Origin of the sequence: Bacillus sp. FF-1 (assembly GCF_028548245.1) — a bacterium.
Taxonomy (GTDB): Bacteria; Bacillota; Bacilli; order Bacillales; family Bacillaceae_G; genus Bacillus_A; species Bacillus_A paranthracis.
Genome location: NZ_JAQQGG010000011.1, coordinates 52,102 through 76,155, shown reverse-complemented (window position 1 = coordinate 76,155; position 24,054 = coordinate 52,102). Strand labels below are relative to the sequence as shown.

The 24,054-nt window shown below is 30.0% G+C and carries 21 protein-coding genes and 1 pseudogene; 16 read left to right on the top strand and 6 right to left on the bottom strand.

The window, feature by feature from the left end; genetic code table 11:
* The first annotated feature begins 9 nt into the window (after window positions 1-9).
* The 6 genes from PQF83_RS25705 to PQF83_RS25680 all read left to right on the top strand — a co-directional run bounded on the left by PQF83_RS25705 (window position 10) and on the right by PQF83_RS25680 (window position 6,575).
* Window positions 10-969: a hypothetical protein gene (locus PQF83_RS25705; protein ID WP_046648643.1), complete on the top strand. Its 960-nt coding sequence runs from the start codon at window positions 10-12 to the stop codon at window positions 967-969.
* 11 nt (window positions 970-980) lie between these two features.
* On the top strand, window positions 981-2,270 hold the full coding sequence (locus tag PQF83_RS25700) for a YcaO-like family protein (RefSeq protein ID WP_046648645.1): 1,290 nt from the start codon (window positions 981-983) through the stop codon (window positions 2,268-2,270).
* Between the two features lie 29 nt (window positions 2,271-2,299).
* On the top strand, window positions 2,300-3,124 hold the full coding sequence (locus PQF83_RS25695; protein WP_046648647.1) for a SagB/ThcOx family dehydrogenase: 825 nt from the start codon (window positions 2,300-2,302) through the stop codon (window positions 3,122-3,124).
* Window positions 3,114-4,778, top strand: coding sequence for an ABC transporter transmembrane domain-containing protein (locus PQF83_RS25690; protein ID WP_046648680.1), 1,665 nt, complete (start codon window positions 3,114-3,116; stop codon window positions 4,776-4,778). Before PQF83_RS25695 ends, PQF83_RS25690 begins: the two co-directional genes overlap by 11 nt.
* On the top strand, window positions 4,756-5,784 hold the full coding sequence (locus tag PQF83_RS25685; protein WP_046648648.1) for a BtrH N-terminal domain-containing protein: 1,029 nt from the start codon (window positions 4,756-4,758) through the stop codon (window positions 5,782-5,784). The genes PQF83_RS25690 and PQF83_RS25685 overlap by 23 nt, the downstream gene beginning before the upstream one ends.
* Window positions 5,785-6,110: 326 nt before the next feature.
* Window positions 6,111-6,575: a hypothetical protein gene (locus tag PQF83_RS25680; RefSeq protein WP_225991071.1), complete on the top strand. Its 465-nt coding sequence runs from the start codon at window positions 6,111-6,113 to the stop codon at window positions 6,573-6,575.
* Window positions 6,576-7,462: 887 nt separating this feature from the next.
* Here PQF83_RS25680 and PQF83_RS25675 read toward each other — a convergent pair.
* Together PQF83_RS25675 and PQF83_RS25670 are read right to left on the bottom strand one after the other, a co-directional pair.
* Entirely contained in the window at window positions 7,463-7,672 is a 210-nt protein-coding gene (locus PQF83_RS25675) for a hypothetical protein (RefSeq protein ID WP_071713415.1), read from the bottom strand.
* Window positions 7,673-7,859: 187 nt separating this feature from the next.
* Window positions 7,860-8,288 (bottom strand): hypothetical protein, encoded by a 429-nt coding sequence (locus PQF83_RS25670; RefSeq protein ID WP_046648649.1) that lies wholly within the window; start codon window positions 8,286-8,288, stop codon window positions 7,860-7,862.
* Window positions 8,289-8,596: 308 nt separating this feature from the next.
* On the opposite strand from PQF83_RS25670, the gene PQF83_RS25665 reads away from it, so the two are divergent.
* From PQF83_RS25665 to PQF83_RS25635, 7 genes are all read left to right on the top strand, one after another.
* A complete protein-coding gene (locus tag PQF83_RS25665; RefSeq protein ID WP_080344570.1) occupies window positions 8,597-9,958 on the top strand; it encodes an RNA-guided endonuclease TnpB family protein in 1,362 nt (453 codons plus the stop codon).
* Window positions 9,959-10,985: 1,027 nt separating this feature from the next.
* Window positions 10,986-13,649 (top strand): type IA DNA topoisomerase, encoded by a 2,664-nt coding sequence (locus PQF83_RS25660; protein ID WP_046648653.1) that lies wholly within the window; start codon window positions 10,986-10,988, stop codon window positions 13,647-13,649.
* A gap of 428 nt (window positions 13,650-14,077) precedes the next feature.
* Window positions 14,078-14,722 carry a thermonuclease family protein gene (locus tag PQF83_RS25655; protein WP_000708129.1) on the top strand — a complete coding sequence of 215 codons (645 nt, stop codon included), beginning with the start codon at window positions 14,078-14,080 and terminating at the stop codon, window positions 14,720-14,722.
* Between the two features lie 33 nt (window positions 14,723-14,755).
* Window positions 14,756-14,956, top strand: coding sequence for a hypothetical protein (locus PQF83_RS25650; protein WP_044797021.1), 201 nt, complete (start codon window positions 14,756-14,758; stop codon window positions 14,954-14,956).
* Window positions 14,957-15,032: 76 nt separating this feature from the next.
* Complete coding sequence (locus PQF83_RS25645; RefSeq protein WP_000078380.1) at window positions 15,033-15,320, top strand: hypothetical protein; 288 nt, start codon at window positions 15,033-15,035, stop codon at window positions 15,318-15,320.
* Window positions 15,321-15,396: 76 nt separating this feature from the next.
* Window positions 15,397-15,825 carry a disulfide oxidoreductase gene (locus PQF83_RS25640; protein ID WP_046648657.1) on the top strand — a complete coding sequence of 143 codons (429 nt, stop codon included), beginning with the start codon at window positions 15,397-15,399 and terminating at the stop codon, window positions 15,823-15,825.
* 86 nt (window positions 15,826-15,911) lie between these two features.
* Window positions 15,912-16,205 (top strand): ArsR/SmtB family transcription factor, encoded by a 294-nt coding sequence (locus PQF83_RS25635; RefSeq protein WP_000207870.1) that lies wholly within the window; start codon window positions 15,912-15,914, stop codon window positions 16,203-16,205.
* Between the two features lie 306 nt (window positions 16,206-16,511).
* Here the strand turns inward: PQF83_RS25635 and hfq are convergent, their stop codons facing one another.
* The 4 genes from hfq to PQF83_RS25615 all read right to left on the bottom strand — a co-directional run bounded on the left by hfq (window position 16,512) and on the right by PQF83_RS25615 (window position 19,027).
* On the bottom strand, window positions 16,512-16,697 hold the full coding sequence (gene hfq, locus PQF83_RS25630) for an RNA chaperone Hfq (protein ID WP_046648658.1): 186 nt from the start codon (window positions 16,695-16,697) through the stop codon (window positions 16,512-16,514).
* 264 nt (window positions 16,698-16,961) lie between these two features.
* Complete coding sequence (locus PQF83_RS25625; protein ID WP_046648660.1) at window positions 16,962-17,384, bottom strand: hypothetical protein; 423 nt, start codon at window positions 17,382-17,384, stop codon at window positions 16,962-16,964.
* 420 nt (window positions 17,385-17,804) lie between these two features.
* On the bottom strand, window positions 17,805-17,936 hold the full coding sequence (locus PQF83_RS25620; protein ID WP_086706967.1) for a Phr family secreted Rap phosphatase inhibitor: 132 nt from the start codon (window positions 17,934-17,936) through the stop codon (window positions 17,805-17,807).
* Complete coding sequence (locus PQF83_RS25615; protein ID WP_046648662.1) at window positions 17,933-19,027, bottom strand: Rap family tetratricopeptide repeat protein; 1,095 nt, start codon at window positions 19,025-19,027, stop codon at window positions 17,933-17,935. The genes PQF83_RS25620 and PQF83_RS25615 overlap by 4 nt, the downstream gene beginning before the upstream one ends.
* A 123-nt stretch (window positions 19,028-19,150) precedes the next feature.
* On the opposite strand from PQF83_RS25615, the gene PQF83_RS25610 reads away from it, so the two are divergent.
* The 3 genes and pseudogenes from PQF83_RS25610 (at window position 19,151) to PQF83_RS25600 (ending at window position 23,981) form a co-directional block, all read left to right on the top strand.
* Entirely contained in the window at window positions 19,151-19,600 is a 450-nt protein-coding gene (locus PQF83_RS25610; RefSeq protein ID WP_046648664.1) for a helix-turn-helix domain-containing protein, read from the top strand.
* Between the two features lie 27 nt (window positions 19,601-19,627).
* Window positions 19,628-19,836 (top strand): annotated as a pseudogene (locus PQF83_RS25605) (transposase); the annotation flags it as partial.
* Window positions 19,837-19,889: 53 nt separating this feature from the next.
* Complete coding sequence (locus PQF83_RS25600) at window positions 19,890-23,981, top strand: NACHT domain-containing protein (RefSeq protein WP_046648666.1); 4,092 nt, start codon at window positions 19,890-19,892, stop codon at window positions 23,979-23,981.
* The last annotated feature ends 73 nt before the right edge of the window (window positions 23,982-24,054 follow it).

The window sequence follows — 24,054 nt, the reverse complement described above, 5'->3', positions numbered from 1 at the left end:
AGGGGAATAATGGATCATCTAATTCTTAATTATAAACCCATACTAGATAGCTATTGTTTTGTGAAAGAAGAGAGTGAAGAAATAGTTTTTTTTAATAGAGATACATATATAACCCTTAATGGAGATTCTGTTGAGGATATACTTGATTTAATTCCGTTACTATCTGGTGAATTAAGCACAGAACAATTAGCGAAGAAATTGGAATTACCTATCGAATATCTTTGCGAAATAATTAAAGTGCTAGATGAAAATAACATTATAAAGAATTATGATATGCTTGAAAAATATAAATTTATGGATAAAGATTTGCAAAGATATGAAAAGTTCATCTCAAATTTAACAGGTTCTGTATCCAGTGCTTTTGGAGATATAGAAGTTACTCATACAAAAAAAATAGTATTAATGGGAAATAGAGAATTACAGGAGAATTTAAAGAAAGCTTTTGGTACCAAATTTTCATTTTTAGAAATGAGTCAAATTCAAAATGCAAGTCTAATAATAGCAGTCGACTTTTTTGAAAATGAGGACTTATTTAGTGAAGCAAATGAATTATCTAAATCTTATGGAATCCCATTTTTAAGAGCTTTAGTACAAGAGCAATATTATAGTATTGGTCCAATATTTATATTTAGTGAAACTAGTTGTTATAATTGTTTTTTGAGTAGGAAAATTACGAATTGCGAAAATTCTTACCTAAGCTATAAATATCTGAAGAGATATAATAGTGAATGGAATGAAACTCATATTAGTTTAATTCCAGGGACAATAGAGATGTTTAGTTTTCAAATATTAAGTTTTATTATGAAATATTTCTCTAATTGTATGACTTGCGAAATAATTGGAAAAGAATTTACCTATAATGTATTTAGCTTAAATTCGAATTTAAACCCCGTATTAAAAGTTCCAGGATGTTCTAAATGTGGAACTTTTAATAAAAATATAATCAAAGATTTTGTATTAAATAGTTAGGAGTAAAAATTATGGGAATGCAGAATGCTTTAGAATATATTATAAATAAAAATACTGGAATTATACATCATGTAAAGAATAAGATGGATTTCAAACTGCCATTTCCAATGCACATTTATTTTGCATTTAGAAATGAATTAGTTGATGTTAGTGAGGGAGTAAAAATTCGTGGGGATTATAGCGGATTAGGATATAGTTATGACTGTCCTGAATCGGCATTAATATCAGCTGTGGGTGAGGCACTTGAGCGTTATTGTTCATGTTACCTAAATTCAGAGGTTTTAATAAAGGATTCATTTAACTCTTTAGTAAAAAAAAACGTTCATGCTTTGAATCCACTATCAATTACACAGCCGTTGAATGAACAATATCAAGAAACATATCATACTTGTAAAGAAATTGATGGTGAAACCATATTTTATTGGGTTGAAGCAATGGATGAAATCCATAATAAAAAAATACTAGTTCCTGCTAACACAATGTATTTTGATGTTGATAAAGAGTTCTTACTTCCGCATATAAGAGATTCAATTTCTACTGGTTTAGCAACAGGTTCTACAAGGTTACAAGCGATAGAAAACGCAGCATTAGAATGTATAGAAAGAGACGCAATTATGATTACATGGTTGAACCAATTGACAGTTCCATTAATAGATTCTAAGACGATTCCAGATGAAACTGTGCAGTATTATTTGAACGTTGCAAATGAAAAAGGTTTTGAAGTTTTCTTCTTTGAGATAACAACAGATATCAAAGTTCCTACATATTTTGTCTTAATAAGAAATCTCTATAATAATTACCCTTATATACAGGTAGGGGCAAAAGCACATTATGAACCTATTATAGCGTTAAAAGGAGCTCTAATGGAAACGTTAGCAAGTCTAAATTTATTAGCTGATCCTAACCTTGAAATGGCGGAATTTTCGGATATTAAAAACGTGAAAAATATAAGGAGTATCAAGGATCATATGCTTTATTATGCAGCAGGAAACGATAAAGAAGCTTTTGATTTCTTGATTTCGAATTCTGAAAAGCCATTTAATAATTATTCGAAAGTTAATAATTTTGAAGAACTAAAAGAAAATCTCGATAAGATGGAGTTAAATCTTTATTCATATGATTTAACTACAGAAGATATAAATTCTTTAGGTTTATATGTATATAGAGTGTTAATGCCAGAGTTGGCTTTTCTGGAAATAACTTTACCTATGTTAGGTTGCAATAGATTAATAGATGCCCCCAATAATATGGGATATGTTCCAGCGAAAACTTTTAATAAGAATCCACATCCATTCCCGTAAAGAATATATAAAAAGAGGAGGTAATTGTTGTGAATAAATTTGAAGATCATACAAAGCAGTATATATTATCCAGAATGTATGATTGCAATACTCGAGCAACCCCCATGAGCTCATTTGGGATTTCAAAGCATAAAGTATATGACTATTCCACAAAAATAAAAAAACAACATTATTGTATTAAAAGCATTCCTCTTTGTATAGATAAGACTATGATTAAGCAAGAATTTTATCAAGTTTTAAATAGTAGGCAATCTGTTGCAGAATTAGAAATCCGCACAAGAATTGGTTTTAAAACACTTTCAAACTTGCTTCATTTTTCATATGGATATGTTAATCAACAGCATAATGCTACCCCATCTGCAGGGGGGAAATATCCTATAAGTATTTATATAGCGATTTTTAACGTCGAAAATTTAGAACAAGGTATATATTATTATAATAAGGAAGAAAGTACCTTAGAAATGATTAGAAAAGGAAATTTTAGAGAAGTTATTAATAATCTATATGTTGATAATACACATATTCATTCCGCTTCTTTTATTATGTTTCATGTTGCAAATCTTGATCAAACAAGTAGTAAATATGAAGATAGGGGTTATAAATTAATACATTTAGATATGGGGCATCTTTCTCAAAATCTTTATTTATTAAGCAGTGCACAACACTTAGGTATTAGAGCAATTTTTGGAATATATGAAAATAAAGTAAATGATTTTTTAGAAATTGATGGAGAAAACGAATTTGTGTTACTTTCGCATGTTTTCGGAGGAATAAAATACCCTACCCCAATAATAATGGGGACTAAATATAGTGATTTATATTATGAAAATGAGGAAACAGGAAGTGAAGAATAAAGTGCTATGGAAGTTTCTCGTAAATCTGTATAAGAAGCAAAAATATAAACTTATCATATTGTTCTTATTTTCCTGCTTTCTTGCTTTAAATGAAATCGCTTTCCCACTTATTTTAAAATATATTATTGATAATGTTACAATTAGTAATTTGTATGGGTTTGCAATAAAATATGGCTGGATCTTTATTTCTATCATAATTGTTCAATTAATAATAAAATATTATGCTGTAATTTTAGATAATCAAGTTGTAATTGACAGTAATTTAGTATTAAGAAAGAAGATAAATGAAACATTAAAACGATCGGATTATTTTAGATTTATAAATCTTGAAAACAAAAATCTTACGCAGATTATTACATATGATGTTCCACAGTGTCAAGGAATTCTTAATTCTATAATATTTGACCTAATCGTGCAGTGTTTGGTATTTATAAGTACCTTCTTAATTTTAATGGCTCTTAACCTAAAATTAACTTTAATTATTTTGATGATTTTACCAATATATTATGGTGTGTTTTATCTATTTAATAGCAAACTTAATATAATCAATATGCAACTGATAGAACATCGAGATTATTTATCAAATGTAATAGAGAAAATTCAACTTAATTTTAAAAATTATAAAATATATGTAAGAAAAAATGGTTTTGATCAACAATATAACGATAGGGTCGTTAAAATTTCTCAAACTCAATCCAAGAATGCTAAATTAGTTGCAGTTATGAATATTACAATGACTATTCTATTTTGTCTATTAATTGGTTTAATTGCAATAATTGGGTTTTCAGAGGTGAAGAATAACACTTTAAGCATTGGGGCCTTGTCTGCATTTTTAGTTTATACTATGAATTTTTTCTCACCAATTCAAAGAATTATGTCATTGTTTATTGATTTTAAGATTAGTGTAATTTCTATAAAAAGAGTGCATGAATTACTATGTTTGGACTTGGAAGAAAAAAATCATGTTAAGTTAGAAAAAAATATGCAAGGTAATGTGCTTTTTAAAAATGCACAAGTAAAGCTAGGGAATAAAAATATTGTTAGTAATTTTACAGGTGAGATTGTAAGAGGAAAAATTAATTATTTAGTGGGAAGAAATGCATCTGGAAAATCAACGCTAATTTTATCTTTAATTCAATTTATAAAATCTAGTGGAATCTATATAGATAGTTATGAAGTAACAAGATATGATATTGAAATGTTAAGAAAAAACATTAGTGTTGCATTTCAAGAGCCTGAATTTATTGCAGAAAATGTTACCGATCAATTAAACTTAATTGAAGAAAATAATTATAACAAGCTTATAAACCCTGAGAAAAAAATCATAATTGATAAATATGTGAAAGTACTAGTTTCTTTATTAGAACCTAGTAAAACTATTTCAGAATTATCTGGGGGAAAAAAACAACTATTATCTATTATTAGCGTCTTGAAAAGTTATCCGGAAATATTAATTCTGGATGAAGCTTTTTCCAATTTAGATTCTGAAATTAGATACGAGATCAAAAATGTAATGAACAGTTTGAAAGAACATATAACAATTATTGTTGTAGATCATTTTGCAAATCCAGCGCTAGAAGATAATGTGATTAGCCTGGAACAAGAAAAATTTGTACGGGAGGGAAGTATAAGTGAACACACACATAATTTCTGATTTTCCTTCTTTAGTTGGAAAACATTGTTCTTCTACTGCTATTCAAGAAATTATGATGTATTATAAGCAGCCTTTAAGTGAGGCTATGATTTTTGGGATTGGGAGCGGTTTGTTTTTTAGTTATTTTAGTTTTGCAAATAACTATCCAAGGTTATTAATTACTCGTACACCCTATTTTGAAAATAATTTTTTTAATGCTATTAATCATAATTTTAAGTGGTATAGTGGTGAAGTACTGAACGTAGATAAAATAATTAGTTTTTTAGAAAATGATATCCCTATATTAGTAATTTCGGAAACTGGTTATTTGGATTTTTATGGAACTAAAGGAGGAAGAAATGTCGCTGGACATACGTTTACTATTTTAGGTTTTGATATAAGAAAGAAGACTTTCCTTGTATCTGACTTTATATCTAGTGAATATTTTTCATTAAGCCTAATAGATTTAAAAAAAGCAATTAATCAAGCGAAAGTGCCATATGATCGTAAAAATGTTTGGGCACCTGTGTATCCGTTTGTTATCGAAGATATTCGTGAAGCCATGCTGAAAGGTATGTGGAAAAATGCTAATGATATGCTTCAAAATCAAAATGATAATTATGGAATTCTGAACATTAAAAAACTTTCAGCTGAAATACCTTATTGGACTGAATTACCAGAATGGGAAGAATGTTGCCTCCATACTTATATGATGATTGAGAAAATTGGAAGTGGGGGAAGTGGATTTAGAAAGTTATATACAGAATTTTTAATAGAAGCTTCTTCGTATTTCAAAGAAATTGAGCAGTATTCCTGTATTAATAAAATGCAAAAAATCAATAAGTTGTACAAATTACTTGGTAGAAAATTCTTTGTTACAGGCCGAACTAAAGAAAGAAAAAATTTAATTGAAATTCAAAAGTGCTTAGAGGATATATACTTATTAGAAAAAGAATTTTGGGAAACAATATCTTACATCGTTAATAAAACAACTTCCTCCAAGTTAATTCTAAACTCTAGCAATTAAAAGTGGTTCCGAATGTACAAATTCACGTCAAATATTGTTAAGTTATATATGCAATATAAACATTTACGGTTTCTGGTGTTTTATAAAGATTATTTTGGATTAGCTCCATAAACTTTCTTATTTATAGTATTACGTAAGTTTTGAAAACTTCTTTAATAGCATTAAATTATAACTTCTTTACAAAAAGTGTTTAAGAACATAAAAAACTTGAACTATGTAGCAAATAATAATTATAAAGAAATAAAGCAAAAATGAGTTCTGAGCGATACCGAACAAAAACTCAAATATTTAATAAAATAACATGTTTAACTTTTTGAGGTGTGATTATGTATATTTTTATCTTTGCTGTATTTAAAATTTTAGTAAGTTTTATATTATTAGGCTTGATTTTGTTACTCAGTATTTTATGGGTTAAAATAGAAAAAATTCTAAATGACACCTTATTTAAAACACTTCCCAAAAAAGTTAAAAATATAATAATTATATTGTTTGTTATTTTAATAGAGCTCACTATAATATTTATTGTTTCATTAAATTGGAGTGTTCCATTTATTGATGCACTATTTATAGGAAGCCTCGTCCTCTTGTGTTATATTTGGTTAGTACCTTATTTTGTTAATTATCAAGAGAATATTGCTAAAGTTACTGATAAGTATTTTAATGCGGGAGTAGAGATAGGTGAAATCAAAACATTTCAAATGAAAATTTCTACATTCAGTTTAGGGAGTATACTATTTGCTGTAGTAGGTATTATTGTTACTATTTGCTGTTACTATAAATACTTTTTATAGGTGCTCTATTGCAAGGCTACTAATTTCAACTGAATTACAAGGATACACAAAACTTTTATATTTAGAAGACCTGATAAAGAAAATTAGATTTATAAACAAGAATGCAAGTTTTCAGATTCAGTAATGAGCTTTTGATACAAAGAGCTACAGAGAAATTATAATAGGCATCTAAAGCTTAGATATACTGATAACCATTATTGTAGAAATGATGTATGATTAACATAAACAAGTAAACTTGATGTCATCTAATGATTTGTAGAGAATCAACGGCATTTATATTAAAGTATAATGTAAACTGCTATATTTATATTTTATAGTTTACTACAAGAGAAATTAAATCTAATAAAATATTAAGTTAGTAGGGGATAGTTTGGTGGATTTCCACATCATAAATGGAAAATTACACCAATTAATTTCACTAGATGCTAATCTTTTACAAGATAATGTCAGGTGTAAAAATTATTGATATGTGAGTATTGAAAATGCCTTGAAGGATGTAACTTAAAGACCGGTGTATTAGTTTACTGGTTGGAAGGCAAGATATTGTTGTTTTCTAAGGAATTTTCACAATATTTAATGCTAATTGTTCTTATATTATCGGAAGTTAAACGTAACAATAGATGTTAAAGAGTTCCGTTGAATCTTAATTCTATTTGTATATAAATAGAGGGAATGTTATCATATAAAGTAATCCAATACTTAAAAATCATATTGCAAAAGGACACACCTACGCATAACCATAGCGTAGGTGTGTCCTTTTTTGTTTAAGGAGGAAAAAGGTATGGGGAAAACGTTATTTATTGCAGAAAAACCAAAAATGGCCAATGAAATTATAAAATCACTTTGATTCTAACTTTTAAAAGGAACAGACACCCTAAGATACCTGTTTATCCTGCAACAAATATAAATACATAGTACATGAAAAATAATAGAGATAGACTTGCAATTCTGCCAGCAATCGACTCTTTCATAAATTTCATAAGTATAACTTTGACAATTAATGCTAGGAATAACGGTATAAATAGTACCATGGCAAGTTTGATTGCTATGTCATTCATAACTGGACTTAATGGCTCGAAATTAATTATGATATACACCCCATTTACTTATAATTACTATATATTTATAATATAATTTATATTACTTTGTCCATAAGAAAAGACACTCATTTGAGTGCCTTTTCTTCGACTTGATAACCACTTTAAATTTAATAAGATTTATACGAGCTACCATCCAAATATAATCATATCATATTTTCTGAAAAATGAAAGCGGATTCCTTAACTTACTTAATTATTTTGTCCATTACTTCTTTATATTTGTTAAATTGGGCATCTTCCATGTCACCATTCATTTGTAAAAGAAAATTACCTTTTGCGTAAGTATGAGAGAATAACATTTGATTACCGTTACCTAAATCGTCATAGTACTTTTTCGCTTGTTCAAGATCTTGTTTGTTTTTAAACTCAAATATTCTACCACCACTATCTTCTCCTAGTGCTGGTACAAGAATGCGTTTCGCATCTTTTCTAGTATTCCCAAATTCTTTTTCCGGTAGATCACTAGGCTGTTCTGCTTCAAGTCCTGCAGTCTTAAATTCTTCAATTACTTTTCCTACTGTAACATCGCTAGCCACCGATTTGATGCTATCACAGGCTGCTAAACCAAATAATAGCAAAGTACCAATAAGAAATACTGATAATTTTTTTAACATATTTATGCGTTCCTCCTACTGTAGATAAATCCTTCGATATCATAACACAATATACATTTATAAAATGTAATATATTGTCGAATGGATATTTATATGGCAAATTTTTTTCGAATTAGAATAATATCCTTACATTTATGATAAACAATCGTCTTTTCTTTAAATATTAAAACATTAGTTCCGTTACGAGTGGGACAGGGTACTACATTTTAGTATATATTTTAATGCAGCACAAATAAGGATAAAAGCTAAACAGAGTATATTTTTTAATAAAACGGTTATATTGATGTATTGATTAATATAACGGTGAGGTGACATATTTGAGCATAGCTGTAAAAGTAATGAAATACCAAATAGTCTGTCCTGTAAATATAGAATGGAAGACGTTTGAAATATATTTACGTACACTTTCATATCATTTTAGAACTATTGGGAATAGAACTATACAAAAATTGTGGGAATATGATAATCAATCATTGAAGCACTTTAAGGATACTGGCCAATATCCAAGTGCCCAACAATTATATGGGTGTACTCAAAAAACCATAAGTGGATATATTTATGATCAGTTAAAAGAAGAATATCAAGATATTAATAAAGCCAATATGTCCACTACTCTACAGAAGACAATTAAGACCTGGAATAGTAGAAAAAAAGAAATTTGGAGTGGTGAGATGTCCATTCCTTCATTCCGAAACAATTTACCAATTGATATTCATGGAAACTCTATTCAGATAATAAAAGAAAAGAGTGGTGATTATATCGCAAGCGTATCTCTTTTTTCATCAAAATTTATAAAAGAAAACGATTTACCCAATGGTAAAATTTTAGTGAAATTATCGACAAGAAAACAAAATAGTATGAAGGTAATTTTAGATAGAATAATTGATAGTACATATGCCAAAGGCGCTTGCATGCTCCATAAACATAAAAAGAAATGGTATTTATCTATTACTTATAAGTCAAATATAAAAGAAGAACTTAAATTTGATGAAGATTTAATTATGGGCATAGATATGGGGAAAATAAATGTTCTCTATTTTGCGTTTAATAAAGGTTTGGTAAGAGGGGCAATTAGTGGTGAAGAAATTGAGGCTTTTCGAAAAAAAATTGAGCATAGACGTATAAGTTTATTACGCCAAGGTAAGTATTGTAGTGGAAATAGGATAGGGAAAGGCCGTAAAAAACGAATTAAACCAATTGAAGTACTAAATGATAAAATAGCCAAGTTTAGAAATGCTACGAATCATAAGTATGCCAATTATATAGTGCAACAGTGCTTAAAATATAATTGTGGCACTATACAATTAGAGGATTTACAAGGAATAAGTAAAGAACAAACATTCCTAAAAAATTGGACGTATTTTGATTTGCAGGAAAAAATCAAGAATCTGGCAAATCAATATGGGATTAAAGTGGTGAAAATTGACCCATCCTATACAAGTCAACGATGTAGTGAATGTGGGTATATCCATAAAAATAATCGGCAAAATCAATCTACCTTTGAATGTCAGCAATGTAGTTTTAAAGTTCATGCAGACTACAATGCTGCCAAAAACATTTCTGTGTACAATATTGAGAAGGTAATACAAAAACAATTGAAGTTACAAGAAAAATTAAATTTAACAAAATATAAAGAACAGTATATAGAGCAGATGGAAAATATTAATTAAATAATGTAGTAGGAAGTAGTTTGGCGGATTTCCACGCCATAAATGGAGAAGTGATACACGGTAAATTTACCAAGTGTCAACGCCCCGTAAGGTAGTATCGAATGTTAAAAAACATTGATACATAGGCATTCTGAATGCTTTGAAGGATGTAACACAAAGACCGTTACATAATACATTAATTTGCGGATAAAAAAGCAGGATATTGTTGATATATAAGGGATTGTCGCAATATTTATTGTTAATCATCCATATATTATCGAGATAAAACATAACAATAGATGTATTGAAATGCGGACAGCCAAGTAACCATATGAGTAGGAATCTTAGGAAAAACATAATAATAGATGTATTGAAATGCGTCCTCTTTTTATATAAAAGGAGGAACCTGGTAGGTAAAACATAATAATAGATGTATTGAAATACTTATTAATAAGTCGGTTAGGACCCTCTATTTAGGGTTTAACAAACTAATAGATGTATTTAAAAAGATAACAAATCATTAAGAAACCCTGGGTGCAGGAGTGTGAATTATTAAATTTTCGGCGGATTTCCACGCCATAAATGGAGAAGTGATACACGGTAAATTTACCAGGTGTATACGCTCCATAAGGTAGTATCGAATGTTAAAAAACATTGATACAAAGGCATCCTGAATGCTTTGAAGGGTGTAACACAAAGACCGTTACATAATACATTAATTTGCTGGTAAAAAAGCAGGATATTGTTGATATACAAGGGATTGTCGCAATATTCGTTATTAATCATCTATCTATTATCGGGGTTAAAACATAACAATAGATGTATTGAAATTGGGGAAATGCTCGGCACTTCACAAAATCATTGCGAAGTTTAAACAACCTGATAGATATTTAGGAGTCTCATTGAACATTGATTCGATTTGTATATAAATAGAGTAAATGTTATTATATAAGTAATCCAATACTGAAAAAATCATATTGCAAAAGGACACACCTACGCATAACCATAGCGTAGGTGTGTCCTTTTTTTGCTTAAGGAGGAAAAAGTTATGGGGAAAACATTATTTATTGCCGAAAAACCAAAAGTGGCCAATGAAATTATGAAATCGCCACGATTCCGTCACTCACAAAAGTACATTGGTAGCAAACCTTATTATGGTTATTATGAAAATGAACATTATATTGTCAGTTGGTGCCGTGGGCATCTGCTGGAATTAAAAAATCCAGAAGAGATGGATCCAAAGTACAAAGTGTTTAGTTTAGAACACTTACCTTTAATTTATGAGCCAGCTTATAAGGTGAAACAAGAGAATGCTGAACAATTACAAATCCTTGTTAAACTGCTGCAACGCCCTGATGTTGACCATGCGGTGAACATTTGTGACGCGGACCGCGAGGGAGAGTTAATTTATAGGGAAGTATATGAATTTGCAGGTGTGAATAAAAAGCAATCTCGTGTATATAAATCCTCTTTTGAAGCGGCAGAATTAGAGACAGCTCTCAATCGATTAGAAAGTGCGTCTAAATACGATGGACTCGCGTATTCTGCTAAAGCAAGGCAGTATCTGGATTATCTATTAGGGATGAATATAACCAGGGGATGTACCACAAAATTAGCACAAAATAAGTTCTTATTGTCATCCGGCCGTGTACAAATGTGTTTATTAAATGAGATACGCCAACGCGAATTAGCAATTGAAAACTATAAAGAACAATCTTATTATCATCTGCAGCTAATAACAGATTTAGGACTTAAACCGGTTATGAAAACAGAAGACCAAGTGTTAAACCCATCGCCATTAAGAAGTTTAGGAGAAGATTTAAAAGGACAATATCTTGTAGTAGAAGAGTTTAAAGAGGGAACCAGGAAGAAGAATCCTAAATTACTATATAACTTAACAGACCTGTATAAAGATGCTCATGCGCAATTACAAATTAATGCTGAAACTTCCAGAAAACACATTCAAACTTTGTATGAAGAAGGTTTCATAACCTACCCTCGCTCATCTTCTAGGCATTTACCTACAGAACAAGTGGACCGTGTAAAAGGTGTTATGCAGGCACTAGCTAAGAGTCAGTATTCTTTACTGGTACAATCCGTCGACATTGAAGCAATTGATGTGAAACATAAAACGTTCAATGATGAGCTTGTATCAAGCCATTTTGCTATTATACCGACGACTAAACAATATCAAGAGGAAGGTCGTCCAGAGATTGAAAAACAACTATATAGCCTCGTGGTAAAACGTTTTGTGGGTAATTTCATGCGTCCTGCAGTATACCTGGTAAGAGAAGTATCGCTTATTGACGCGATGGGAAATAACTATCAAACAAAAGAAAGTGTACTTCGAGAAAAAGGGTTTCTAGAAGTGTTTCAAGAGGAAATAGAGGAAGAAAGTGTGGAAGTATTTAAAATTCCTATCATGCAGAAAGGACAGGAACTTCAAATTTGCGATTTTGAGTTACAGGAATCCAAAACAAAGAAACCAGCTCTACACACAGAAAGCTCAATTCTGACTTTCATGGAAACAGCAGGACGGAAAATTGACGATGAACATTTAAAGGAATTAATGAAGGGGAAAAGAATTGGAACCGTTGCAACCGAAGCAACCTTTATTCCAGCTTTACATGAGAAGAACTATATAGCCATTGAAAAAGGGAAAATTACTACGACTCCAATTGGCCGTGCCTTTATTGAACAATTTCCTGTTCAGCAAATTAAAGATCCACTATACACAGCTGAAATGGAAGGAATGATACACCGTATTGAAAAAAATGAAATGAGTTATGAGGACTTCATTGCCCAAACAAATACATTTGTACAAAAAATAACACAAGAGATTATAAGAATACCTGACACGGTTTCGCACAACCTAATAGAGACCTGGAAGCAACAAATAGAAGTCTGCCAATGTCCTTGTGGAAATGGAATAATTTTAGATAGAGGGAAATTTTTCGGGTGTAGCAATCATCCAAACTGTAACATTGGATTACCCAAAAGAATAAAAGAAAAAACAATTCCTGCAGCACAAATTAAAAAACTGTTTGAAGAAAATAAAACGGACATTATAAAAGGTTTTAAATCTAATGGCAAAGAGTTTTCTGCTTATCTAGCATTTGTTAACGGTGAAGTCAGCTTTAATCTACCTTCAGTTGAAGAATTATCGCTAGGTCAGTGTCCAAAGTGTCAAAAAGGACAAATCCTAAACCGTAAAACGTTTTTTGGGTGCTCAGAATATCAAAACGGATGCGATTTTATGTTGCCGGCTAAAATTAAAGGCAAGAAATTATCCGATAGCCAGATTAAAAAGCTAGTTAATAACAATGTAACAGACTTCATTAGTGGTTTTAGTGGGGGAAAAGGAGAATTCACAGCTGCGATTCGATTAAACCCGGATCTTAGTATTTGTTTTGAATTTCCAACTACAGATGATCGTACAGTAGGTAAATGTCCATTATGCCAGAGTAGAGTCATAATAGGGAAAACAAACTATCTATGCGAACAATACAAGAAGGGCTGTGATTTCATTGTTTCAGGAATGATACTTGAAAAAAGAATTACAGCTAGTCAAATAAAAAAATTATTAGAAAAGAATATGACGGATACAATAAAAGGATTTATATCGAAAAAAACAGGAAAATCATTCGATGCGAAATTAACATATGACTCTTCACAGAAGAGAGTCTCGTTTATATATGAGAAGAAGAAATAATATCGCAAAATCTTAAATTTCATATATAAAATTAATTAGAACTATGATATGATAAAAGTAACAAAATACTTCTAAAACTATCTTGCAAAAGGACACACCTACGCATACATATGCCATAGGTGTGTCCTTTTTTATTTGTTTTTGAAATTTCAAGACTCAAAAGGGGGATATATATTGTGTACCACTAGTATAGCATCTACTAATGTTTCTTTTGAAAAATTGAAAAGTCAGGAAGAGAATGAAGAAAATATAGTTTCAATATGTCCAAGTTGTAAGAAACGCTCATTTAGAGCGCTTTATAATGATTATCCAAAATGGATACAGTTTTGCCTATGTTGTAATTATCGAGAAGTAAATACAATAGAGAGTCCGTTTGTTTTTTAGATGCGGCTATTCACGTATTTTGATTAGGAGGAAGAAATTTCGATATGAAAATATGGATTAAGGCTATTTGTATAACATCATTCGTATTTCAAATGGCAGCATGTAGCAATTCAACGCAAACAAAAAATGATTCAAGACCTGCCCAAGCAGTACAAAACGGTATACAACAGCACGTGGAAGGGAAAGGTATTGTTGATATTCCAGAAGCTTATAAGGGGAAAATAAAAGGCTTAGAGACTGTTAAAGGGAAGATATTACATATAAAGGACGGAGATACGATAGACGTGAACGTAAAGGGTCAGAAACAGACGGTAAGGTTACTGTTATTGGATACTCCTGAGTCTGTATCTCAAAAAATCCCACCACAAAAGATGGGAAAAGAAGCCTCTTCCTTTTTAAAGAAACAGCTAGAAGGGAAAAGTGTCACTTTGGTTTATGATCGGGGACAAAAAGAAGACAAATACGGTAGGAAATTGGCTTATGTATTTTGTAACGGAATACATATTAATGAATTAATGGTCAAGTCTGGTTATGGGATTATAGCCTATATTTCTAGACCTAATACTACATTTCTACCTGAAATGCTAGAAGCAGAAAAAAAAGCAAAAGAATTAAAGGCTGGTGTGTGGAGCATTAAAGGATTTGTAGATGAAAAGAATCGGCATTATAACCGTAATGATGCAGCTTAATATCAATACTTATTCCAAAAGGAGGTTTCTTGAATGAATGGAAACAAAAGAAACATGCTCTTATCTTTTTTTATTTCTACTTTCTTTATTTTTTTGAGTCTATTTTCATTTAGCGGTAATGAATATGTGTATGTTATATCAAAAATTGGAGCTGCAGCTGGTGTGATAAATATTGTCATAATGAGTGTGTTCTTGTATTTTCAAAGCAAAAAAATGAGACATCTCTTAAATTAATACAGCAAAAGCGCTTGTTTTCCTTACTCGTATATAACAGAAAAGGGTAAGGAAAACCGAAAGGGGAATGTTTTAGATGAGTCAAATACCAGGGTTCTTGAAGTTTGTTTTAGCAAAGGAAAGACGATATGTATATTTGGCTGTAGCAGAAAAGAAAAACAAACGAGTGAAAACACATATTGTATATAGATTCGGTCCACTAGAAACAGCATTAGAAACTATGTACGGAATGCGTGATGATTTTGAGAATTGCTTTCCACCAGAGTTGAAAGATAAGGGGTATGACTGGGAAGATCTAAATGATTGGATACTATCCATTGAAACCGGTTATTCCAAATACGGAAATAAGTTAGTGACATTCTAAATAGATAATTGAGATAATATCACATCCTTATTATAAAACCTTCAATGCAACTAAAATCGTGTGAGGAGAACATAAAATGGAATGGATTCGTAAGTACCACATTGCAATTGCTTGGACGATAGCTACTAGTGCAATGTTAATTAGTTTGTTTTTTAGTGAATGGATGAAGCTGCCGCCATGTGATTTGTGCTGGTACCAAAGAATGGCCATGTATCCATTAGTATTAATACTGGGGATAGGAATGTATAGAAAAGATCCGCACGTCAGCACGTATGCATTTCCATTTGCGTGTATCGGTTTAATGTTATCTGTCTATCAAATTACAATTCAAGCGTTTCCTATTAGTGAGATGAAGACTTGTTCAGTAGGAGTTTCTTGTACAGAGGATTACTTAAATTTATTCGGATTCATCTCAATACCTATGCTATCTTTTATTGGATTTTTAGCCATCATAATACTTCTATATATTAAATCTGATACAGAGACAAAAGAACAAACAATATAGTGGTTATGAACAATGTACTCAAGTAAAAAAACATACTTAAAAATAGATAATTAAAACAAAAAGAAATTATAAAAGGAGAAATTAAAATGACAACTATTCAAGCAAGTAATGAAATGTACAAAATCCCAGAGGCGGATGTAGAATTATTAAAGATTATGGCTCATCCAGTTAGATTACAAATTGTGAAGGAGCTAGAACACCGCAAAATTTGTAATGTAACACAATTAACAGAGCTATTAGATGTCCCTCAATCAACTGTATCTCAGCATTTATCTAAGATGCGTGGCAAGATTCTCCGCTCCGAAAGAAGAGGATTAGAGATGTACTATCATATTGCAAATTCCAAAGCATGTCAGATTGTTAGTGTACTAGGTTTATAAATACCTCAAATTAAATAGCGGATTATGAAATTAAAAATAAAATAAGGGCAGCCTAGCATAGCTGCCCTTATTTTATTTGTGATTTTGCATATATTTGTGCGCATTTAGTATAGCAAACATTAATCTTTGCTATCAACCTTCAATATTTTTTGTTTCTCAATATGTTTAGTATGCTTTTATTTTATAATAAACTTAATTCTTTTTATTTATCTATATTTCCTGGGGTGAATCCTTTTACTAAGGATTCCTTTTTTTATTTTTACAACTTCTTAAATTAACAAAATTCAATTTTAAGCAGATTTTTATTTATAAAGAAACCGTTGAAATAGCTTGTTTATAAAGGAATTGTTGCTTTCCGTTACTGGAGACTAGCACTGAAAATTTATCAACAGCAATAATGACTCCAGGTACTCTTACTCCGTTTATTAAAAATATCGTTACTACTCTTTGTTCCTCTATTAATTTCTTATAAAAATCTTCTTGTGTATGCATTAATAGTTGCGCCTCCTCTCTAAATGTCCCAATCTTTTTAACTCATTCTAATAAATGTATAAGGAATGGTGTAATTATATTTTTTTATAACATATACACTTGAACGGTTATTTTCTTGAAGGAATAAAACCACAAATTTTTTAATTTATTCTAATACATATTCATGTAGGTCTTCTTTATCAAAATACAACATTATACAACATTCTTGTTTTAATTGTCTTTTCTAATTTGTCGGGAGTCATTTTTTAATTTAAACTTTTAGTATTAAAATGCGATGTTCGTATTCTTCCTTTTATCTACCGTTTCCAATCCATAAGATCTTAGCTTTTCCCAACTCTTTTTAGGATGCCTTTTTCTTGTATGTCTTCTCGTTTGTTCAGTGGTTATAGCTTCTATCAAATCTAATGGGAAATGGTTATAAAGGGCATGCATATATCCTTGCTCTATCATACCGAAGCAATCACAATCGTTGTCCATGAAGTAATTATCTTCAATTAATCGCTCAAGTTCCCTTTCAAGATAGCTCAAGTCATGCACTTTACTTTCAGAAATTAAAATGCCATTAGAAGTTCTTTCGATCTTACCAAGTAAATGATCTCCAATTTCTTTAGATATATTATCTAATTCCTGTATTTTTTTCATATGTTCCTGATTTTCTAAGATAAATTCAATATACTTTTTTTTCATTATATTCAACTCCTAGTATCTTTCTATATCCATGCAATAATAACCTATCTCTAATTTAACAAATTTTTATGGTGTTATTAATTAAAAAAGTACAACCTTCAATGACAAAATGTATCTCTCGCTGAAATCTAGTTTTGTCACGTTAATGTACTTAAGGAGGAACTTTAATGAATTTTGGGTTGGTTACCTGATGATTATTTTATGAACAGAATTAATGAAAATCTATCTATTGTATTAGATTTAGGTACAATAATTTATAATTCTAACGATTCACCAAGAATTATAATAAATAGACAACAAAGTTTAGACAGTAAAAATAGAAAAATAACATATACAAAATAAAATAATCTAAAAAAGGGAAGAAAAATTTCTTCCCTTTTCATAATGCATGAGTTATGAAAAATGAATTAAATTAAGACTTTAACCACCATGATTTCCGTGTGCATATTGAATAACATCAATAGCTTTCTGTGTTTCTGTAGGGGATTGGGCACCAAACATTAAAGTAAAAATAGTAATTACACCAACTAAACCGAGCATTGTCTTTTTCATTTTAATGCCTCCTTCTCAAAAGCTTTTTTTCCTGCTTGAGAACATGAATAGAAATAATGACTTGCTTTAACATGGTTATTTTCTTTATAAAATGCAGTAGCAAGATATTCTTCATACTCTTTAATGTATTCGAAAAGTTCTTGCTCTTTAAAATATGATACGCCTTCTAACACTGTCTTTTCAAGTGTTTCGGCAGGAAAATCTCCATTCATTGCATCTAATATTTTAAAATGGTGCAGATACTCTATATTTGCAACCTCTTCACAAATGGAATGTCCTGTTACTATGAGATCTTTTGCAACGGAGTGATTTCCTTCTTTCATATGTTCCCTTGCCTCAATAAATAGTGCTTTATAATTGTTAGGCATTTTTTGATTTACTTCTGAAAGATATCTAATAGCTAATGACGAGAGGTTTTGAGTAGCATACATTAACCCTAAATTTTGACGCACCATTAAAATAAATTGCTCTTCGTCTATTTTTTGGAACATATCCATTGCTTTCGTAAAATACTCTTCTGCGAGTTCCCATTCTCTCAAATGAGTACAAGCTAGGCCTATAAGGTTATCACAAAAAGCGACATTAATTTCATACCCAGCATGTTGAGCAAAGATTTCCCTTGCCTCTGATACTTTTTTATAAGATAAGAGCCCTTGATACATATCATAATGGAAAGCTCCAACTTTATAATAAAATTCCGCTTTTTCCAATTCATCAGGAATGCAGTCTAAAAGTTTTTCTGCGTTTTCATAACTCTCTTTTGCGATTTGATATTCTCCAATAGTAGAGGCATGAATTCCTTTGAAAAAGTGATAATAATAAGCTAAGAAATTATCTGTAGGCATATCAAAAGCCTCAACTTTGTCAAAACTGCTTTTTGAAACGCTTAAATTATCAATTACAAATTGATATCTAAAATCTAGTAGTGAGTAGTAGAGCAATAAATTCTGATCCTCTTCAATACTATGAATCTTAGTATCAATTATTTCTTTTAATTGATGAGCATTACCTATACGTCTTGAGCGGATTTCAAGATACCAATCGTTTAGTAGCTTTGTAATTTCATTGTTTCCCTTAGTTGAAACAATCATTATTTATTCCCCCATCCTATAGAAGTCTACTGATGTTATATATTACCATTGTAGCAAAATCCCCATTGTATTTAACTGTTTTATTTTTATTTTTCAACAAAATTCAGAAAAATCAATCAACAAATAAAAGCGGAACAGATTTTTGAAGGTACTGGTGCAGATGGTATATGGAATAAGGCTATATTCAAAGTAAAAGAAGGTAGCTACTATTATATATCTGAGAATAGTACGATTGAGGTAGCTGCCAATGAGTATCTAAACGTAGAAGTGTTAGAAGAGGTCCATCAGGGAGAGGATTATAATTTATTTGCTGTAAAAGGGGACGAAAGAGACATGCTGCAGCAGTTAGAGATGGATAGATTTAATTTTGAAGATGTAGAACGGGGAGACCTTAATCTATTGGATAACGAAATTATGAGTAGTACAGGTGCTATAGAAGAGTGGGGAATTGAATCATCAACATTACGTAAAAGAATAAATGATTTCCCAAAAGGCTCAATCCGTAAAATTGGAACTACATATGCTGTGCCTCGATTTGGAATGCGCTGTGTCTTCGGTTCGGATAAGAAGTAAATAAAAATAAAATAGGAGGAGCGATCAATGAAGAATCACATAAGGAATTCTAAGAGTCAATTACTACAAACCAATAAGAAATGATCTCACCTAAGCAAAAACAGCGTGAAACCATATAAAATTGATTAAGAGAGGCTTATATAGAGAAGATTAAGGTTCATAACCGTAGATTGAAACCTCAGGAGCACGCGGATGTTTTAAGCTGGGTATTGTTTAAAATTCGTGAACACAGTATATGATATAATTTTTCTGATAGAGTTGGATAAGTTAACAAAAGGTGGTATTAGCTATGCGTAATGAAAAAGATGTTTCGGTTACCAAAAGAGCTTCTGATGATCTGAATGATTTGGATGATTTAAGAAAAAAGGTTATAGATTTAACAAAGGAAACAGGGGAATCAATCAAAAGAAATATTATTAGTTGTAAAGCATTTAAAGATTCAATCCCTATGGATTTACTTTATATGAGAAATACTAAAGATTCGAATTTATTAGATTTAGTAAAAAGTAATAAGTTTATTGTATTACTTGGGGATGCAGGTGAAGGTAAGAGTATATTTTTAAAAAGAAGTGCTTATGAAATTATGAGTAATCGCGATCCAAGTAACAACTATCTTGCCTTATATTATTCATTAAATATGTATGCAGATGAAGATATTCAAATGTTACTAGAAAAGGAATATGGAGACTTTACTAAATTTAAAGATTTAAAGTTTCTTTTTCTATTTGATGAATTTGATCAAGTCCAAAATAAGGCATTACTTATAAAAAAATTGCAGTCTTTTCGGGATAAGTTTTGTGATTCACACTTTTGTATTGCATCTCGCTCAAATGCTTATTCAAATAACTTTAATAATGCAGAATTGGTTCAACTATTACCTTTTTCCTCCCGTGATATTGAACAATTTGTAAAAAATAAATTACCTTTGAAATATAATGCACTTCTACAGGATGCTAAAATATTTAATTATATGGAATTTATGAAAAATCCATTCAATCTAAATGCAATTATTGATTATTATAAAATAAATAATTCTCTCCCTAAAAATACTGCGAAAATTATTAATGAAGTTATAAAATCTTCAATCAATGAAAAACTAAATGAATTAGAAGAAGATATCTTATTTAAGGAATCGTATGAATTAGAAAAAGTATACTTCAATTTACAAAAAATAGCATTAGTTATGGAAAGCATCCAATCAAATTTCTTAACAAATAAACAGCTTATGACAATTATCCCTAATAAAGAAACTAGGCATGTCATTAAAAATTTATCTATAATTAAAAAAAGATTTAATAATAATAATATTAGTTTCCAGTTTATTCATAATAATTACAATGAGTATCTTGCTGCAGACGCTTTAAAAAATAAGAGCCTCGATGATATTTTACAATTAATTACTATAGATGGATTGCCTGAATTTAATATTCTGCCATCATGGAAAAACACTGTAGCTTTTTTGTTATATTTGAGAGATAGCCAAGATCTAATTGAAAATCTAATTACTATAGATCCTTCAATGCTCTTAGATTTAGAAGTTGGAAGATTAACAAAGCAACAACGTAATCAAATTTTTAAAACTCTATATGAGAGATACTCCTCCCGTGATATTTGGTTAGGAGATAATCCATTTGATTTAGCAAAATTAGCGATGAATAATGAAACATACAGTTATTTAAAGGATAAAATCATAAGTTCAAGTAGTAATATGGATAAATACAACGCTGTTTATATAATTCGATACTTCAAAGAATATGCAGAAATGGATTTAAAAAACAAACTCATTGATCTTGTATTAAACATAGATATTAATACTGAATTGCGGGCAGTTAGCTTATCAACTTTAACAAGTTTGTACCAGGTGGATAATGAACTTGTTAATGCTGTATTACCTATTCTTCAAGAAAAAGAAAATGTAGGCTTAATTGGTTCTTTTTTTAGATTCTTAACTAAATATTCAACAGTGGATGATTATATTGAATTTATTATTGAACACATTCCTTTAATGCACTTTAATCTTGATTCAACCATTCATTTATCAAACTATGCTATTTATGATTGTATAGAAAAACTGCAATCACTAGATGCAATTATAAAACTACTGGATTATTTTATTGAAAACACCCAGATACTAAGGGATATTCATATTGATGATTTAATACCTAGCATAGTAGGTAAAGCATTAATTTATCAGGAATCTTCGGTTGTTTGGAATAAGATGCGGGAACTTTTAAGGAAATCAGATATCATATCTCCGCACAAAGCAATGTATACTATTTTCAATTTTTTTGTAGCTTCAGGTACTTTAAATCAGCTGTTCGATAGTTTTTACAATCGTGCGGAAATTAAAAAAGATCGTTATTATTACAAAGTAATTGCTTTATCGATGACAGAGGAGAATATACTAAGACTTATTTCCGATAAAAAAGATGATGTAATATCTGAAAATGAAATAATGAAAATAATTTTTGAAATGCGTGTGTATCATCAAGAGGAGGATTTCGTAGAAAAATTAGTACATGATCTTAATATCGAAGAGCCCACTTCTAAAAATTATGAAGAAATACAAAACAATAAACTAATGGAATTTATTGAAATTATTTTCTCAAAAGAAAAGTTTTTAGCAGAAGTTAAAAACATATTCATAGGTGAAGAAAAAGAAGCATTATGTTTCGATGATTTGGAAATCGATAAAATGTGGGATAATTTAAAAGGTGATGAGAAATATAATAGTTTTATGTTGCGGTGCTTAAGAGAAATATTGAAAATAAAACCTATTACATTTGATGAATTCGAAACATTAATTCCAGATTATGATGTATTCACACTGAATGAGGCGTATAAAATAAAAACGAATAATTCGAATATCGAATTTTCTAAAGAACAAAGAGAGAAAATTTCACAAATATGCTATGACAAAATAAAACACGTTGATTTTAATACTGCAATTACTTACAACGAAAATAGTGTAACATTTGGTTCAATATATGTGTCATTATGGTTTTTCCAAAGACTGTTTAACCTTCAATATCCGGAAAACATATTGTTGGATATGATATCATTTGATTATGTTATTAAAAACAATCATGTGGGAATTAAATATATAGAAAAATATGTTAGTTTGTCTTTAATGCAGGAAAGAATCCTTTGGAACCTAATAAATAAAGACATCAGGGAGCAAATACTATACAATCATTTAAGCTTTTGTAAAGAGTATAAGGTAAGGGATTCAATAGAGATAATAAAAAAATTATTTAGTAACAGTAATCTTTCTAATCGTGATAAGTTGGAATGTCTAAAAACTTTAATTTATCTAGGTGTAGAAATTTCATACTTAAAAGAGTTAATGGTGTCCACTGAAGACGAGAAGATTTTTGATACATGTGCCGCTTATTTAAGTCAGCTCGAACCTCAAAAAACTCAAGATATTTTAATAGAAAGTCTTAATAAAAAAGACAATATAGCTTTAAAGAGTGCTGCACATTTAATAAACTATCAAAATATAGAAGGTATTGAGTATTACATTAATTACATTCGAAAACAAAAAAAATATGGTTCTTTTACTTCACAAATGTTAATTCAAAAGATATCGAATATAGAAGCATTGGAACTCTTATTTACTTTATTAAATGATGTTGTAAGAAAAGAAATTAAGCAAGAACCATTTGAACGACTTCAAGAAGAAATAGTATCTGCGTTTAAAAATATAGCCGTAAAAGACGCAAGCAGCTTAGGAAAAGTACTTGAAGGGATTTTGGGATTTATTGAACAAAACAAAGAAGATATCGAACTAAACGATTTCCATGTAATCCACGATGATGTGTTGAAGTTTTATAAATCAAACTACAAAAAGAGCAATGATATTTACACTACTTTAACCTCAGTCAATCGAATCCTCTTTGTCCCAGAGGATGAAGAATATCGAAATAAACTAATAGCATGCATAAATCTTCAGACTGATATTATGGAGAATACGACTGCTATAGATATTTTCAAGTTACATCCTAAGAACATGGGGAATATTGCTTATTTAGTTTCCCTTAAATTAAGTAAAAGCAACCGCGAATTCGAGAATTTTATCAATTATATGCAGCAAATCTTTTTTGAATCACTTCACAAAGAGCAAAAGCAAAAGAAAGATATCGATGGGCGTATATATAAAGAACATCGTACACTTTTTGAAATCTTAAATCTGATTCGATGTTTAAGACATTACTATCTTCATATGGAACTTAATGATCTAAATGTGGTAGAAACAGTGAACAACTTCTTTTTAAGCTTTGGAGGTCAACCAGATACTGCCGAAAAGTGGATGTTATTACATTCGAAAATAATTAAAGATTTAGAAGAAGCTCTTCTGAAGACTAAATCTACTCTCTAAATCGCTGCAAATTACAAGGATTAATAATAGAATTTATCCAATATAAATTACGCGATTAGAATTAGTACCTTTG

What these genes read in the sequence shown, in the direction of transcription:
- PQF83_RS25615 (WP_046648662.1), bottom strand. Translation starts at nt 19,027, where the DNA reads ATGATTGTTTCAACTAAGGGAAACAATGAAATTACAAAGCTACTAAAC.
- PQF83_RS25600 (WP_046648666.1), top strand. Translation starts at nt 19,890, where the DNA reads ATGCGTAATGAAAAAGATGTTTCGGTTACCAAAAGAGCTTCTGATGAT.
- PQF83_RS25645 (WP_000078380.1), top strand. Translation starts at nt 15,033, where the DNA reads ATGAGTCAAATACCAGGGTTCTTGAAGTTTGTTTTAGCAAAGGAAAGA.
- PQF83_RS25625 (WP_046648660.1), bottom strand. Translation starts at nt 17,384, where the DNA reads ATGAAAAAAAAGTATATTGAATTTATCTTAGAAAATCAGGAACATATG.
- PQF83_RS25635 (WP_000207870.1), top strand. Translation starts at nt 15,912, where the DNA reads ATGACAACTATTCAAGCAAGTAATGAAATGTACAAAATCCCAGAGGCG.
- PQF83_RS25705 (WP_046648643.1), top strand. Translation starts at nt 10, where the DNA reads ATGGATCATCTAATTCTTAATTATAAACCCATACTAGATAGCTATTGT.
- PQF83_RS25680 (WP_225991071.1), top strand. Translation starts at nt 6,111, where the DNA reads ATGTATATTTTTATCTTTGCTGTATTTAAAATTTTAGTAAGTTTTATA.
- PQF83_RS25620 (WP_086706967.1), bottom strand. Translation starts at nt 17,936, where the DNA reads ATGAAAAAGACAATGCTCGGTTTAGTTGGTGTAATTACTATTTTTACT.
- PQF83_RS25660 (WP_046648653.1), top strand. Translation starts at nt 10,986, where the DNA reads ATGGGGAAAACATTATTTATTGCCGAAAAACCAAAAGTGGCCAATGAA.
- PQF83_RS25650 (WP_044797021.1), top strand. Translation starts at nt 14,756, where the DNA reads ATGAATGGAAACAAAAGAAACATGCTCTTATCTTTTTTTATTTCTACT.
- PQF83_RS25670 (WP_046648649.1), bottom strand. Translation starts at nt 8,288, where the DNA reads ATGTTAAAAAAATTATCAGTATTTCTTATTGGTACTTTGCTATTATTT.
- PQF83_RS25700 (WP_046648645.1), top strand. Translation starts at nt 981, where the DNA reads ATGGGAATGCAGAATGCTTTAGAATATATTATAAATAAAAATACTGGA.
- hfq (WP_046648658.1), bottom strand. Translation starts at nt 16,697, where the DNA reads ATGCATACACAAGAAGATTTTTATAAGAAATTAATAGAGGAACAAAGA.
- PQF83_RS25640 (WP_046648657.1), top strand. Translation starts at nt 15,397, where the DNA reads ATGGAATGGATTCGTAAGTACCACATTGCAATTGCTTGGACGATAGCT.
- PQF83_RS25655 (WP_000708129.1), top strand. Translation starts at nt 14,078, where the DNA reads ATGAAAATATGGATTAAGGCTATTTGTATAACATCATTCGTATTTCAA.